Origin of the sequence: Roseitranquillus sediminis (assembly GCF_016918935.1) — a bacterium.
Classification (GTDB): domain Bacteria; phylum Pseudomonadota; class Alphaproteobacteria; order Rhodobacterales; family Rhodobacteraceae; genus Roseitranquillus; species Roseitranquillus sediminis.
In genome coordinates this window covers 8237-21580 of record NZ_JAFFOB010000025.1, presented here as the reverse complement: position 1 = coordinate 21580, position 13344 = coordinate 8237, and the positions used below count along the sequence as shown (strand labels likewise).

The 13344-nt window shown below is 65.2% G+C and carries 14 protein-coding genes and 2 pseudogenes; 8 read left to right on the top strand and 8 right to left on the bottom strand.

Going from position 1 to position 13344, the window contains the following annotated elements; translation table 11 throughout:
• Position 1: 1 nt before the first annotated feature.
• The 5 genes from JM664_RS16280 to JM664_RS16260 all read left to right on the top strand — a co-directional run bounded on the left by JM664_RS16280 (position 2) and on the right by JM664_RS16260 (position 4486).
• Positions 2 to 850 carry a FadR/GntR family transcriptional regulator gene (locus tag JM664_RS16280; RefSeq protein WP_227420983.1) on the top strand — a complete coding sequence of 283 codons (849 nt, stop codon included), beginning with the start codon at positions 2 to 4 and terminating at the stop codon, positions 848 to 850.
• Positions 851 to 981: 131 nt separating this feature from the next.
• Complete coding sequence (locus tag JM664_RS16275) at positions 982 to 1278, top strand: putative quinol monooxygenase (RefSeq protein WP_227420982.1); 297 nt, start codon at positions 982 to 984, stop codon at positions 1276 to 1278.
• 91 nt (positions 1279 to 1369) lie between these two features.
• Entirely contained in the window at positions 1370 to 2251 is an 882-nt protein-coding gene (locus tag JM664_RS16270) for an HpcH/HpaI aldolase family protein (RefSeq protein WP_227420981.1), read from the top strand.
• Positions 2252 to 3190 carry a 2-hydroxy-3-oxopropionate reductase gene (locus JM664_RS16265; RefSeq protein ID WP_227420980.1) on the top strand — a complete coding sequence of 313 codons (939 nt, stop codon included), beginning with the start codon at positions 2252 to 2254 and terminating at the stop codon, positions 3188 to 3190.
• Between the two features lie 87 nt (positions 3191 to 3277).
• Complete coding sequence (locus JM664_RS16260; protein ID WP_264465765.1) at positions 3278 to 4486, top strand: glycerate kinase type-2 family protein; 1209 nt, start codon at positions 3278 to 3280, stop codon at positions 4484 to 4486.
• A gap of 8 nt (positions 4487 to 4494) precedes the next feature.
• Here JM664_RS16260 and JM664_RS16255 read toward each other — a convergent pair whose 3' ends face one another.
• From JM664_RS16255 to JM664_RS16230, 6 genes are all read right to left on the bottom strand, one after another.
• Positions 4495 to 4653, bottom strand: a complete 159-nt coding sequence (locus JM664_RS16255) for a hypothetical protein (protein WP_227420979.1) — start codon at positions 4651 to 4653, stop codon at positions 4495 to 4497.
• Positions 4650 to 5999, bottom strand: coding sequence for an amidase (locus JM664_RS16250; RefSeq protein ID WP_227420978.1), 1350 nt, complete (start codon positions 5997 to 5999; stop codon positions 4650 to 4652). Before JM664_RS16250 ends, JM664_RS16255 begins: the two co-directional genes overlap by 4 nt.
• A gap of 1 nt (position 6000) precedes the next feature.
• Positions 6001 to 7419, bottom strand: coding sequence for a TRAP transporter large permease (locus JM664_RS16245; RefSeq protein WP_227420977.1), 1419 nt, complete (start codon positions 7417 to 7419; stop codon positions 6001 to 6003).
• 43 nt (positions 7420 to 7462) lie between these two features.
• Positions 7463 to 8047, bottom strand: coding sequence for a TRAP transporter small permease subunit (locus JM664_RS16240; RefSeq protein ID WP_227420976.1), 585 nt, complete (start codon positions 8045 to 8047; stop codon positions 7463 to 7465).
• A 63-nt stretch (positions 8048 to 8110) separates the two neighbouring features.
• Entirely contained in the window at positions 8111 to 9253 is a 1143-nt protein-coding gene (locus tag JM664_RS16235) for a TRAP transporter substrate-binding protein (RefSeq protein ID WP_227420975.1), read from the bottom strand.
• A 220-nt stretch (positions 9254 to 9473) separates the two neighbouring features.
• The gene (locus JM664_RS16230) at positions 9474 to 10439 is read right to left on the bottom strand and encodes a 2-hydroxyacid dehydrogenase (protein ID WP_227420974.1); all 966 of its coding nucleotides are present in this window, start codon (positions 10437 to 10439) and stop codon (positions 9474 to 9476) included.
• 212 nt (positions 10440 to 10651) lie between these two features.
• On the opposite strand from JM664_RS16230, the gene JM664_RS16225 reads away from it, so the two are divergent.
• Positions 10652 to 10960 (top strand): hypothetical protein, encoded by a 309-nt coding sequence (locus JM664_RS16225; RefSeq protein ID WP_227420973.1) that lies wholly within the window; start codon positions 10652 to 10654, stop codon positions 10958 to 10960.
• Between the two features lie 373 nt (positions 10961 to 11333).
• Here the strand turns inward: JM664_RS16225 and JM664_RS16220 are convergent, their stop codons facing one another.
• Positions 11334 to 11729 (bottom strand): (R)-mandelonitrile lyase, encoded by a 396-nt coding sequence (locus JM664_RS16220; RefSeq protein WP_227420972.1) that lies wholly within the window; start codon positions 11727 to 11729, stop codon positions 11334 to 11336.
• 243 nt (positions 11730 to 11972) lie between these two features.
• Between JM664_RS16220 and JM664_RS19075 the strand changes: the two are divergent.
• Together JM664_RS19075 and JM664_RS19070 are read left to right on the top strand one after the other, a co-directional pair.
• Positions 11973 to 12410 (top strand): annotated as a pseudogene (locus JM664_RS19075) (transporter substrate-binding protein); the annotation flags it as partial.
• A gap of 121 nt (positions 12411 to 12531) precedes the next feature.
• Positions 12532 to 13001: pseudogene (locus JM664_RS19070) on the top strand (transporter substrate-binding protein); the annotation flags it as partial.
• On the opposite strand, the gene JM664_RS16210 reads toward JM664_RS19070, so the two are convergent.
• Positions 12896 to 13207, bottom strand: coding sequence for a cytochrome c oxidase subunit II (locus JM664_RS16210; RefSeq protein WP_319637552.1), 312 nt, complete (start codon positions 13205 to 13207; stop codon positions 12896 to 12898). The pseudogene JM664_RS19070 and the gene JM664_RS16210 overlap by 106 nt on opposite strands.
• Between the last annotated feature and the right edge of the window lie 137 nt (positions 13208 to 13344).

The following is a 13344-nucleotide window of genomic DNA, read 5'->3' as shown; positions in this document are numbered from 1 at the left end:
GATGACGATAGGGGAGCAAGAGACACGTGAGGAACGCAAGACCAGGTCTGCCGGAACAGCCATGCACCTGGCCGAGCTTCCGCGGCTATCACTCGATTCGAGGGTCCGCTCTGCGCACGCACTGATCACGCGGGAGATCGCCATCCGCGTGATGAAGGGCGTCTATCCGCCCGACGGTATCCTGCCGAACGAGAGCCAGCTGATCGAGGAGTTCGGCGTATCGCGTACCGTCCTGCGCGAGGCCCTGAAGACGCTGGCCGCCAAAGGGATGATCGTCGCGAAGACGAAGATCGGCACCAAGGTGCTGCCAGAAGCCTGCTGGAACATGTACGACCCGCAGGTGCTGAGCTGGCATATCGACGCCGGCATGGACTCGGAGTTTCTCATCAAGGTGTTCGAGGTGCGCCAGGCGCTCGAACCGGCGGCAGCGGCGATGGCTGCGATCCGTCGCACCAACGAGAACCTGCGCCGGATGCGCCTCTTCCTGATGGCGATGGCACGCCCGGCGCACACCCGTGACAGCTATGGCGAGTGGGACCTGCATTTCCACCAAGAGATCCTGTTCGCGTCGGGCAATCCCTTCATGCTGTCCTTCAGCAGCATCATCGAGGCGTCGATCTTCCGCGCCTTCAAGGTGAGCGCTCCCGTCGACAGCGGCGAGCGCCTCGCGGCCTCGATCGCGCGGCACCACGCCGTGCTCGAGGCGGTCACACGAGGCGACGCCGCAGCCGCCAGCGCGGCGATGTCCCAAGTCATTGTCGAGGGCATCGAGAACGCGCACTTCCAGCTTGCGACTTCACCCACGACCATAACGCTGCCGCTGCGAATAGGCGCCGTGAAGCCCCATTAGTGCGAAGCCGTTTCACCTGCCTCAATACTCATATAATAGCTTTGTAAGGGAAACATTCTCCGTTACGCGGATTGATTTGACATCACCGATCGGCCAAACGTAACCTTTTTTGGAAGCAGCGGAATAGGCCGATGATCCTTCTACTTGCCAGATATCACATCGCCGACGGAAAACGCGACGAGGTGGTCGGGCAAATCCGAGAGATGAAGGCGCGAGTCGAGGAGACCGAGCCTGCATGCCTGGCCTACGACGTGTGGCAGTCGCAGGACGACCCGGACGTGCTTGTGCTGCACGAAGTCTACGCCGACCAGGCCGGCGTCGACGCACACCGCGAGACTGCGCATTTCAAGGAGATCGTCGAAGGGCGTATCGTCCCGAACCTGAAAAACAGGGCTCGAGAATTCTTCGATCCGGCGCTCGATACATGACACCAGAGGGAGAATCGGCGCGTTCAAGAGAAAAGCTCAGCGCTGTCCGTTCATAAAGGATGCGCCAAAAAGGGCGCGAGGAGGAGAAAAGATGAAAATAACGACTGCATTCGCGGCAATCGCGGCTATCCTTGGCGGAGCTGCCGCCTTCGCACAAGATGGCGGTTTCTCGGCAGCCGACTGGGAGTATGGGCCGCGCTTCGATGTTGAAGGCGAGGTGCCCGTCTGGAGCACCGCCAAGCAGAAGATCATGAATGGCGAGGACCTCGTCGGCGGCACCATCAGGGCGACCGATCCGCGGACCTACTGCGCCATGGCCAATGCTGGCTACGACTTCACCTGGGTCGAGATGCAGCACGAGCAGACCGACTGGGAACAGGTGGCGCGGATGTATGCCGCCTGCCCCAACGCGGATGCCGTTCACGGCGTGCGCCTGGCCGAGACTAGCGAGCGCGAGGCGCAGCATGCCCTCGACGCGGGCGCGATGGTCATCGTCTATCCCACCATCGACTCGGTCGAAGAGGCGGAGGAGGCAATCTCGTGGGTTCGTTTCCCACCGTTGGGCCGGCACAGCGCCGGTGGCGGCCAGGGGCCGTCCGAAATCTACCGGAACGTGGAGGGCGGCTACCGCGAGACCTTCAACGACAATGTGGTCCTGATCCTGATGATCGAGACGCTCGAGGGCGTCGAGGATGTCGAGGAGATCGCTGCGCTCGATGGCTACGACGCGCTGATGGTGGCGAGCGGCGATCTCGGCAACTTCTCGGGCTACAGCGAAGGTGACGAGCAGTACGAGCAGTTGGTGACAATGATCGCCGACGCGGCGGAGGCCGGCGGCAAGGCGCTCTGCGGGCCGCTGCGCTGGCGGTCCGAGCGCGAGGGCTTCACCTGCTTTCAGGCCGGCACTGAAGCGTCGGTGATTCGCCGCGGCGTCCAGGCCGAAGCCGAAGCGACGGCGCGCCCCGCCCAGTAGATGCGAGAAGCTGGCGTCGCGCGAGCGGCGTCAGCCCCCTGCCCTGCCTCCCGGAGAATCTGTTCCATGCGAGTTGGCTTCATCGGCCTCGGCATCATGGGTGCGCCCATGGCCGGGCACCTCCGCGACGCCGGACACGAGCTCTTTCTCTACGTCCGGAACCGACGGCCCGAAGGCTTTGAGGCCGCGACGTTCTGCGCCTCGCCCGCCGAGGTCGCCGAGGGATCCGACATTGTGATCCTCATGCTGCCCAACACGCCAGAGGTCGAGGAGGTGCTCTTCGCCGAGGCCGGTGTTGCCGCCGGGCTCTCGGAGGGCAAGATCCTCGTCGACATGAGCTCCATCTCGCCCATTGCGACGAAGGCGTTCGCAGCGCGCATCACCGAGCTAGGATGCGACTATCTCGACGCCCCCGTCTCGGGCGGCGAGGTCGGCGCCAAGGAGGCGACGCTCGCGATCATGGTCGGCGGCACCGCCGAAGCGTTCGAGCGCGTGCGCCCGCTCTTCGATCTGATGGGCAAGAACGTCACGCATGTCGGCGCCGCGGGCGACGGGCAGACTGCCAAGGTCGCCAACCAGATCGTTGTGGGCCTGACGATCGGCGCGGTCGCCGAGGCCCTCGTGTTCGCAGCCAAGGCCGGCGCAGATCCCGCCAAGGTGCGCGAGGCCCTGATGGGCGGCTTCGCCGGCTCCCGGATACTGGAGGTCCACGGCAAGCGAATGCTCGAGCGCACGTTCAAGCCCGGGTTTCGCATCGAGTTGCACCAGAAGGACCTCGAAAACGCGCTCTCTTCAGCCAGATTGCTTCAGATGGCGCTGCCCGCGACAGCGCTCTGCCAGCAGCTCTTCAACAGCTGTGCCGCGCAAGGTGGCGCAGGATGGGATCACTCGGCCCTGGTCCGGGCGATCGAGCTGGTCGGCCGTCATGAAATCGCCTGACCTGCGAAAGTGGGAACGGTGACGTCCGTGGGCCGGGTCCGTGATGCTGCCGCACCTGCCGGTTCCGACAGAGACATCCTGCATTCCTTGTTCCACGCGGCGCTCGCCGCCAGTTTGCCCGAGGGAAAGTTCGAAGGGCGCCTGCCGTCAAAGCCTGCGGGGCGCACCATCGTCCTCGGCGCTGGCAAGGCCGCCGCAAGCATGGCCGCCGCATTCGAGAAGGCCTGGGGTCAGGCATGCGAAGGTCTCGTCATCACCCGATACGACCACGGCACACCCACGCGCTGGATCGAGGTGGTGGAAGCCGGTCATCCGGTTCCCGATGAGGCAGGGCTGCACGCCTCGAGGCGCATCCTCGACCTAGCGCGCACGGCGGGCACGGACGACCTCGTCGTCGTGCTCATCTCCGGTGGCGCGTCGGCGCTCCTGACAATGCCGCTCGACGGCTTGTCGCTGGACGAGAAGCAGGACATCACGCGAAGCCTCCTGCGCAGCGGCGCTTCCATTTCCGCCATGAACTGCGTCCGCAAGGCGCTGTCCGGGATCAAGGGCGGCCGTCTCGCGCTCGCCGCCGCGCCAGCGCGGGTGGTGACCTACATCATCTCGGACGTGCCGAGCGATGACCCGGCCGATATCGGCTCCGGTCCCAGCGTCGTGCAGGCACCGCGGGTCGAGGAAGCTCTCGCGATCCTGAACCGCTATGACATCCCGATTTCCGAACGCGTCGAAAAGCTGATGCGCTGCAACTCAGGTGAAGCCGCCGACGCGCCGTCGGGTGAGACCCACCTGATCGCGACCCCGCGGATGGCGCTCGTCGCCGCGGCGGAGACGGCGCGCAAACGCGGGATCGCACCGCTCATCCTCGGCGATGCGATCGAGGGCGAAGCGCGAGAGGCAGCTCTCGTGATGGCGGGCATAGCGAGCTCGGTCCGCCGGTATTCGGATCCGATCGCACCGCCTTGCGTCCTGCTCAGCGGCGGCGAGACTACCGTCACCGTGCATGGGGACGGCCGTGGCGGGCGCAACGCCGAGTTCCTGCTCGCGCTTGCGATCGCCCTCAAGAAGCAACGTGCAATCGCTGCACTCGCCTGCGATACCGACGGAATCGACGGATCGGAAAACAATGCGGGCGCTTGGCTCGATGACAGCATCCTTGACGGGCGGGACTGGAGCGCGCAGCGCGCATACCTGCAGCGCAACGACGCTTACGGCTACTTCCAGTCGCGAGATCGACTCGTGGTCACGCGTCCGACCCTCACCAACGTGAACGACTTCCGCGCGATCCTGATCCGCTGACGGATCCTTTAGTGCTCGTCGTGGGGGGCGAGCAGGTCCCAGATCGCGAACAAGAGGGTTACCGCCACGACTGCGCCAAGGTCGAGACGCGGCACTTCCCACACCAGGATCCCGAGGAACCCCAGGAGTACGAGGATGGCGAAGACAGGCAGGATGTGCTTTCTCATGCGGTCATCCCTTCGGTGAATGTTGCCAGCCAGCGCGCGGTGCGCAGCAGGCGCGCATCCTCGCCCTGCGGCCCGACCAGCTGCACGCCCATTGGCAGGCCGGCCTCAGACTCCAGCAGCGGCAGCGTCACGGCGGGCGTCCCGCAGAGCGTCCAGAGGCCGTTGAAGATGGAACTTCCCGTCGATCCAAGGCCTGCTGGCGCCGGAGACGGAGTTGCCGGAGTCAGGATCGCGTCGCAGCGCTGGAAAATCTCGGCGAGACCGGCATTCAGGATCTCGGGCCAGTCGAGCGCAGCGATGTAGTCGCGCGCCGGCATATTGCTTCCCGTCTGCATCGCCGCGCGCAGAACCTCTGACAGCTGGTCGCCGCCGCGCCGTTCGTAGTGGTGATAGCATTTTGCCATCTCTGCGAAGTTGATGCGCTCTCGAACCGCCACGGCTTCCTCGAAGGCCTTGGGCAGCACCGCCTCAAAGCAGTACTCGCCGAGCGCGTCGGACAGCTCCCGCATGGCAAGAACCACCTCCTCGCTTGCCTCTTCCCAGCCCGGCGGCCGTACGAATGCGAAGGTGGGCCGCACGTGTGCCTCGGATCGCGCCGTCGTCAGGAGCCGTGGCGGCGGCATCGCGTTAGTGGACCTGTCGCCCGCATCGTAGCCGAAGAGTGCGTCCGAGAGGAGCGCCGCATCCTCCACTGTCCGGGCAAAGACGCCGACGGTGTCGAGGCTGGGGCTCTGCGACAGGATCCCCGTGCGCGGGATTGATCCGAAGGTCGGCTTGAAGCCTACGACGCCGCAGTAGGCCGCCGGCCGGATCACCGATCCGCCAGTCTGGGTTCCCACCGCAAGCGGCACCATCCCCGCCGCGACCGCTGCCGCCGAACCGGACGACGAGCCACCGGGGGTGTGTCCGCCATTGGCCGGATTCCTGGTCTTGCCCGGATGCAGGAAGGCAAGCTCCGTGGTCACGGTCTTGCCAGCGATCACGGCACCCGCGGCGCGCAGGCGGTCGACCACGGTGGCGTCCTTCGCCGGCACCCTCCCAGCGTCGATGGATGTGCCGTTCTCGGTGGGAATCCGCCGGGTGTCGATGATGTCCTTGAGTGCCACGGGCAGCCCGTGCAGTGGGCCCAGCGGCCGGCCCGTCTGGCGGTAGCGGTCCAGCGTCCTCGCCTGGTCGAGAACGTGCTCGCTCTCGAGCCAGGCCCACGCCTGGACCTCGGGCTCGCGCGCAGCGATCTGCTCGAGGCAGGCCTGAGCAAGGTCGACCGCCGAGAGCGATCCCCGCGCCAGCCGATCGCGCAGCTCGAGCGCGGTCAGGCTGACGATCGGCACCTTGGTGTGGATCATGCTAGCGCCCATAAATCATCTGCGGCAGCCCGAAGACCAGGTTGGGGAAGATGTAGACCAACGCCATCGCCATGAAGACCATCACGAGGAATGGCATCACGCCGGAAAAGATCTGGGTCAGGCGCACCTCGGGCGGGGCGATCCCCTTGAGGTAGTATGCCGACATTGCCATCGGCGGAGTCAGGAACGAGGTCTGCAGGTTCAGCGCCACGAGAATCCCGAAGAACAGGGGATCGACGCCGAACATGGGCAAGAGCGGCAAGAAGATCGGGACGAAGATGATGATGATCTCCGACCATTCCAGCGGCCAGCCCAGGAGAAAGATGATCAGCTGCGCCAGGAGCAGGAACTGCAGCGGCGTCAGATCGAGGCCACTGACGAAGTGCGATATGAGTTCTTCGCCCCCGAGGTACGAAAAGACCGAGGAGAAGGTGTAGGAGCCGATGAAGAGCCAGCACACCATCGCCGTGGTCCGGACGGTCAGGTAGACGCTCTCTCGCAGGCGCTGGTAGGTCATCGCCCGGTACGCGACGGCAAGCACCATGCCACCCAGCGCCCCAATGGCCGCGGCCTCAGTCGGGGTGGCGAGGCCGAAGAGGATCGAGCCCAGCACGGCCATGATTAGCAACGCCAGCGGCAGGAACGACGTCCCCAGCATCCAGACGAGGCGCAGAAAGGGAACGTCCGGCACCTCTTCGCTGGTCGGACGCGGCGCCACACGCGGTTGCAGGATCGAGCGACCGACGACGTAGACCAGGTAAAGACCGACCAGCACCAGTCCGGGAAAGAGCGCGCCCGCATAGAGGCGGACGATCGAGACGCCCGATGCTGCGGCGTAGACGATCAGCATGATCGATGGCGGAATCAGAATTCCCAGCGTACCGCCGGCACAGATGATCCCGCTCGCAAAACTCGGGTCGTAGCGCGCCTTCAGCATCGCCGGCAGCGCCAGCAGGCCCATCAGTGTCACTACCGCGCCAACGATGCCGGTCGCCGTGGCGAAGAGCGTGCAGGTGATCAGCGCCGCGACACCCATGGACCCAGGCACGTTCTTCGAGGCGATGTTGAGCGTCGTGAACAGCCGGTCGACGATGTTCGCCCGCTCGACGATGTAGCCCATGAACAGGAACAGGGGCACCGCCGTCAGCACCTCGTTCGCCATCACCGTGTAGGACTGATTGACGAAGAGGTCGAAGATACGGCTGTTGAAGAACCCCTCGACCCAGAGCGACGTGGAGTCCCACCAGCTGGCCGTCTCGTCCAGCCGCTCGTATCCGCGCCACATCCGGCTCGGGTCGTAATACGCAAAGTATCCGAAAGCGATGCCGAGCGCCATCAGGGTGAAGGCGATCGGGAACCCCAGGAAGACAAGGCAGATGAAGATGCCCAGCATGAGCAGGGCCACTTGCGGGTCGGTCACGTCAGCTCGCTCCGATTTGTCGGGATCGCGTGATAGTGGCCCATCAGCGCATGTCAGGGTGGTCTTGGGACGGCGCGTTCTTCATCATCAGCTGCTCCGTCTCCTCGACGTCGTCCTCGGCCGCCATCCAGTAGCCTTGGCGGATGCAGAGGATGCAGCGCATCACCTGTGCGACGCCCTGGACCAGCAGCAGCAGGCCCGCGGCGACGATGACCGTCTTGAACTGGTAGACGGGGATTCCGGCCGGGCTGTTCACGCTGACCTCACCGTATGACCACGATCGGGCCGCGTACTTCCACCCCGCTAAGACAAGCGCCAGCACACCAGGAAAGAAGAAGAAGAAGTAGAGCACCAGGTCCACGCTGGCCTGCACTCGGGCCGGCCACAGGCGATAGAGGAAGTCGCCGCGAACATGGCCGTTGCGCGACAGCGTGTAGGCGCCGCCCATCATGAACAACGTGCCGTACATGATGAAGGATACGTCCAGTGACCACGGAGTCGGCGCGTTCAGCACGTAGCGCACGAAGACCTCGTAGCTGACGCCGAAGGTCATCAGCAGGATCAGCCATGCGAAGGCCTTGCCGAACGCGGCCGAAAGCGTGTCGGCGAACTTGATGAAACCCGTCATCACCTCTCCCGCAAGCACGCGTCCCCGGCGATCATGGACCGCCGGGGACGCCCGGTAAATGCATCAGAGCGAGAGCTTGCCCGGGAAATAGTGCTGGTAGGCGAGCTCGTAGTTGGGCGAGTTCATCAGTTCGTAGAACGTGACCCGCTCTACCCAGGCGCGCTGGCTGTCGAGAACGCGCTTCATATACTCGTCTGCCTCCAACTCGGGGATGAGCTGGTCCCAAGCGTCGAGTTGCGCCGCCAGGATGTCGTCCGACGTCCGGTGCACGGTGACGCCACCCTCGTTGATCAGCGTCTGCAGGTCCGCCGAGTAGTTGTCGAGCGCCGAGGCGTGATCGAGCGTTGCCGAGGCCGGTACAGCATAGCGCAGAATCGCCTGCAGGTCAGGGTCGAGATCCTCGAAGAAGCTGCGGTTGAACAGGAACTCGAAGGCTTCCGACGCCTGGTGGTAGGATGACAGGTAGTAGTTCGAGGCCACGTCCTGCGCCCCGAAGCGCATGTCCGACGTCGGGTTGTTGAACTCGAACGCGTCGATGACGCCGCGCTCCATCGCCGGGACGATCTCGCCGCCAGGGAGCTGGGCCACGCTCATGCCCATCGACTGCAGCAGGTCCGCCGCCAGACCGACGGTCCGATATTTCAGGCCGCTGATGTCCTCGACCGAGTTCACCTCGTTCTTGAACCAGCCGAAGGGCTGCGCCGGCATCGGGAAGCCGTAGAGCCCGATGACGTCGAGGCCCATGATCTCCTGGGTGAGCTCGTTGTAGAGCTCCTGACCCCCGCCGTTGTAGAACCAGGCGAGCATGGTCGTGGCCGAACCGCCGAACACCGGGCCGGTGCCGAAGAGCGAAGCCGCCTTGTTCTTGCCGTACCAGTAGACCGGCACGTCATGGCCGATGTCGATCAAGCCGTCGTTGACCCCGTCGAGCACCTGGAAAGCGCCCACCACGGCGCCAGCCGGCAGCACGTCGATCTCGAGACGTCCGCCCGACATCTCCTGCACGCTGTTGGCGTAGTTCTGCGCAAACTCCTGCCAGATATCCGAAGCCGGCCACGACGTCTGCATCCGCACCGCGATCGGGCTCTGCGCCAGAACCGCAGGAGCTGCAAGCGCTCCGGTTGCGGCGACTCCGCCAGCCACCGCGCCCTTGCGCAGGAACGAGCGCCGAGTCACGGCTCCGCTGGTCTTCTTCTCAGAATTCATTGCCTTCCTCCCATTGTGTCGCACGCGGATCTTGGTTGCCGGCGCGACGGCTTCGCTAGCGTTCATGAGCCGTTCCGGAAAAGCAAGGTTCCGAAGCCTTCAGTACGCATTTCTCCGACGAATCTGCGCCTGACCCGCGACCGGCACCCGGACCGTTCGCCCGATCCCGCGCCGCTACGGAGCGCGTCCATTCCGCCGCCGATCGTCCGCTCCGCACCCGTCAAGCGACGCGGTCCCGCGGCTCGCGGCCGGCAAAGACCGCGTCCAGGTTGTCGAGCGCGCGGAATCCCATGGCGTCTCGCGTCTCCTGCGTCGCCGAGCCGATGTGCGGCAGCAGGAACACGTTCTCGAGCGCCGCGAGCGCCGGGTTGCCACCTGGTTCGGTCCGGAACACATCCAGCCCCGCGGCAAAGAGCCGGCCGCTCTGGAGCGCCGCGATCAGCGCATCCTCGTCCACGAGATCGCCGCGCGCCGTGTTCACCAGGATCGCCCCCTCGGGCAGCAGGGCCAGCGTCTCGGCATTGATGGCATTCCGCGTGGCCGTTGACGCAGGGCAGTGCAGCGACAGCACGTCGGAGTTCCGCAGCAGGTCCTCGAACCGCTCGTGATAGACGGCGCCCCTCTCCGCCTCGGGCGGTAACCGGCGGCGGTTGTGATAGTGCACCTCCATCCCGAAGCCACGTGCGCGCTCGGCCGTCACCTGCCCGACCCGTCCCATGCCGAGGATGCCGAAGCGCTTGCCGGTAACCTGTCGCCCAACCATGAACGCCGGCGACCAGAAATCCCACTTGCCCTCGCGGATCATTCGGTTGCCCTCGGCACCGCGTCGCGCCGCGCCCAACATGCAGAGGATTGCGATCTCCGCCGTGGCATCCGACAGGACGTCCGGTGTGTTGGTGACTATGATCCCCTTCTCGCGCGCCGCGTCGAGGTCGACATGGTCCACCCCGACGGAGTGGTTGGCGATGACCTTCAACCGGTCGGGCAGCGCGGCGATCACCTCTGCCGTGAAGCGTTCCGAGTGGCAGGGCAGGACCGCGTCCACGTCCTGGCACCGCTCAACCAGCTCCTCGCTGGTGAAGACGCGGTCCGCGTCGTTGAGCACGGCATCGTAATCGCGCTGCGCCCTCGCCTGGACTGCATCCGTCAGGCGCCGCGTCACCAATAGCGCGCGTTGTGCGCCCATACCCTTTCCCGTCCACTTTGTTCGCGCCGCTCTTCGGCGGAGCGGTCTCGAGTGCCGTTTCTATGGCCACCTCGCCCCGCCGGCAAGGGCCGGATGAGCTTGCCCTTGCGGAGCGCGAGCGAGAAACGCAACATGGTTGCGCTGTCGGGGGTCGGCACTCGTCATTGTTGCTGGCCGTGCCCGATGAGCCTGATAACCCAGGGAGGGATTGAATGAGACCATTGGCCATCCTCGCAGCGCCCGTCGCTGCCCTCGCACTTACCGCAGCGCCCGCCGTCGCGCAGGAGGTCTCCGGCTCGACGCTCGCAGGTCGCATCGACTCGCAATGCGGACGGATCGAATACGAGGCCGACTGCTTCTCGGCTCTGCGCCGCGCGCTGGCGGAAGCCGAGGGGATGTCGGACGAGGAACTGGAACCCATCCGCGAGACGCTCGCGGGGGTGATGGAGGACAATCCCAACCAGGCCGAGGACATCCGCGAGATCGTGACCGAGTCGGGTGTCGCGCTGGGCGAGATCTAGCCGCTCCACCCTGCCCCAGCCACTCTTCCTGCGCCTCGGTATCGGCCGTGCGTGGCCTGGCGCAGGAAGGCTCCAACCCGGACTGTACCGGCGGCTTTTTCTGTCACCGAGGATGAGGCGACCTTGCTCACTGCCATGAGCCAGGGTCGACCAGGATCGAGGAGCGTCGCTTGCACAAAGGGCCGGCGCTCAATAACGAGCCGCCCGTGAAGCGCATTGATCACTTGCCGGACGATGTGCGGGCTTTGCGTCTCGCGTTCGCATGTCCCAAGCGGATCGGCGCCAGGGCCGGCGATCTCGCTACCGCCGTCGGTGATCGCCGAGTGTTCTACCAGTGCGGCCAGGCACCATCGGCACCCGGCCCGCGGGAGTTTCAGCCCCCGTAATCTTCATCGGAGACCTTCTCCATCCAGGTAATGTGCGTGCCGTCGACGCTCTCCTGGATGGCGATATGGCTCATCGCCGTGTCGGACGCGGCGCCGTGCCAATGCTTTTCGCCGGCCGGGATCCAGACGACGTCGCCCTGGCTGATCTCCTCGACCGGGCCATTTTCGCGCTGGGCCCGGCCACGGCCGAAGGTGACGATCAGCGCCTGGCCTGCCGGATGGGTGTGCCATGCGGTGCGGGCGCCGGGCTCGAATGTTACGTGGGCGGCACGCGCGCGGCCGGGCTCCTCGGCCTGGAACAGCGGGTCGAGCCGGACGGTGCCGGTGAAGTACTCCTCGGAGCCCGAATTGGACGAGTTGGTGCCTGAGCGGGTGATCTTCATCATTTCCTCCTTGGCGCGCGGATTAGCCACGCAAACTGCCAGAACGGTACGTCGACCGCGGACCGCCTGGCTAGGCTGTGGACAAGAACGGCGACGACATGGCCAAGGCCGCAGCAGCCGCTGGTCGCAGCAGGCTCTCGCCTCTCCCAAGGTGCGAGTGGTCCGAGTTCTGTCTGCTCGGGCGGTAGCGGCAGTGCGACCGTCAGATGGGTTGAAGCGACCAGCCAAGCGAGGGGTAGGATCATGAAAACAGCTATGGCGGCCGCGGCAGGCCGGATGGCCGCGACTACGGCTGGTGCCCAAGAGGCAGACTATCCGATCAAGATCGAGGTCCTGCACTCGCTGAGCGGCACGATGGCAATTTCGGAGACGACGCTGAAGGATACCGTGCTGATGCTTGTGGAGCAGCAGAACGAGACGGGCGGCCTCCTCGGCTGCGAGCTGGAAGCGGTGGTGGTCGACCCGGCGTCGGACTGGCCGCTCTTCGCCGACAAGGCGCGGGAGCTGCTGACGGTCCACGAGGTAGACGTCAGCTTCGGCAACTGGACCAGCGCCTCCCGCAACTCCGTGCTGCCGGTGCTTGAGGAGCTGGACGGCCTGCAATTCCACCCCGTTCACTACCAGGGCGAGGAGAGCTAGAGGAAAGTGTTCTACGCTGGCGCCGCGCCGAACCAGCAGGCGGTCCCGGCAGTCGATTACTTCCTCGAGGAGATCGGGCTAGAGAGCTTCGCGCTGCTCGGACGTCTACCCGCGGACGACGAACAACACCCTCGAGCAGTACCTCAAGGATGCGGGCGGCCCGGAAGAGGACATCTTCGTCAACTACACGCCCTTCGGGCACAGCGACTGGTTCAAGAACGTCTCGGCCGTCGTGGCGCTGGGCGTTCGGGGCAAGCAGGTGGGCGTGATCTCGACCATCAACGGCGACGCCAATGTCGGTTTCTGCAAGGAGCTGGCGGCGCAGGATCGACGCCGCCGACATCCCCGTCGTCGCCTTCTCGGCGGGCGAAGAGGGAGCTGTCGGGTCTCGATACCAGCAATCTCGCCGGGCAACTCGCGGCGTGGAACTACTTCAAGACCGCCGACATTCCCGAGAACGAGTCGTTCATCGCCACCTGGCACGCGTTCATCGACCACGTCACCTCGAACGCGCAGGTGATCGATGTTCATTTCGGCCGAGAGGCCTTCTTCGCTATTCCAGTATCCCGAGGGAATCCGTTGTTCTTCGCCAGCTCGACAAGCGCCTGTTGCTCCTGCAGCCAGACCTGGTAATCGACCTCCTCCACGACCTGGACAAAGCCACGCATGTAGGCGTGGCCGGTACCGCAGAGTTCGGCGCAAAGATATTCGGACTCGCCCGTCCGGGTCGGAGTGAACCAGAAATAGGTCACCGTGCCCGGCACCATGTCCATCTTGGCGCGGAACTCGAGCACGTAGAATTCGTGCAGCACGTTGATCGACCGCAGCACCACCTTCACCGGTTGTCGTCCGGCAGGTAGAGGTCCGCGAACTCGACAATGACGTCATTCTGACCGAAGCGGTCGTACGGGTTGATTCCCAGCGGGTTCCCGGCCGCTCATCCGACTGGCCGAGGCGCTCGTCCTCGCCCGGAAGG

Excerpts from the sequence above, each read along its gene's own strand:
- JM664_RS16240 (WP_227420976.1), bottom strand. The coding sequence starts at position 8,047 with ATGACGGGTTTCATCAAGTTCGCCGACACGCTTTCGGCCGCGTTCGGC.
- JM664_RS16230 (WP_227420974.1), bottom strand. The coding sequence starts at position 10,439 with ATGGGCGCACAACGCGCGCTATTGGTGACGCGGCGCCTGACGGATGCA.
- JM664_RS16265 (WP_227420980.1), top strand. The coding sequence starts at position 2,252 with ATGCGAGAAGCTGGCGTCGCGCGAGCGGCGTCAGCCCCCTGCCCTGCC.
- JM664_RS16275 (WP_227420982.1), top strand. The coding sequence starts at position 982 with ATGATCCTTCTACTTGCCAGATATCACATCGCCGACGGAAAACGCGAC.
- JM664_RS16225 (WP_227420973.1), top strand. The coding sequence starts at position 10,652 with ATGAGACCATTGGCCATCCTCGCAGCGCCCGTCGCTGCCCTCGCACTT.
- JM664_RS16280 (WP_227420983.1), top strand. The coding sequence starts at position 2 with ATGACGATAGGGGAGCAAGAGACACGTGAGGAACGCAAGACCAGGTCT.
- JM664_RS16250 (WP_227420978.1), bottom strand. The coding sequence starts at position 5,999 with ATGATCCACACCAAGGTGCCGATCGTCAGCCTGACCGCGCTCGAGCTG.
- JM664_RS16235 (WP_227420975.1), bottom strand. The coding sequence starts at position 9,253 with ATGAATTCTGAGAAGAAGACCAGCGGAGCCGTGACTCGGCGCTCGTTC.
- JM664_RS16255 (WP_227420979.1), bottom strand. The coding sequence starts at position 4,653 with ATGAGAAAGCACATCCTGCCTGTCTTCGCCATCCTCGTACTCCTGGGG.
- JM664_RS16270 (WP_227420981.1), top strand. The coding sequence starts at position 1,370 with ATGAAAATAACGACTGCATTCGCGGCAATCGCGGCTATCCTTGGCGGA.
- JM664_RS16220 (WP_227420972.1), bottom strand. The coding sequence starts at position 11,729 with ATGAAGATCACCCGCTCAGGCACCAACTCGTCCAATTCGGGCTCCGAG.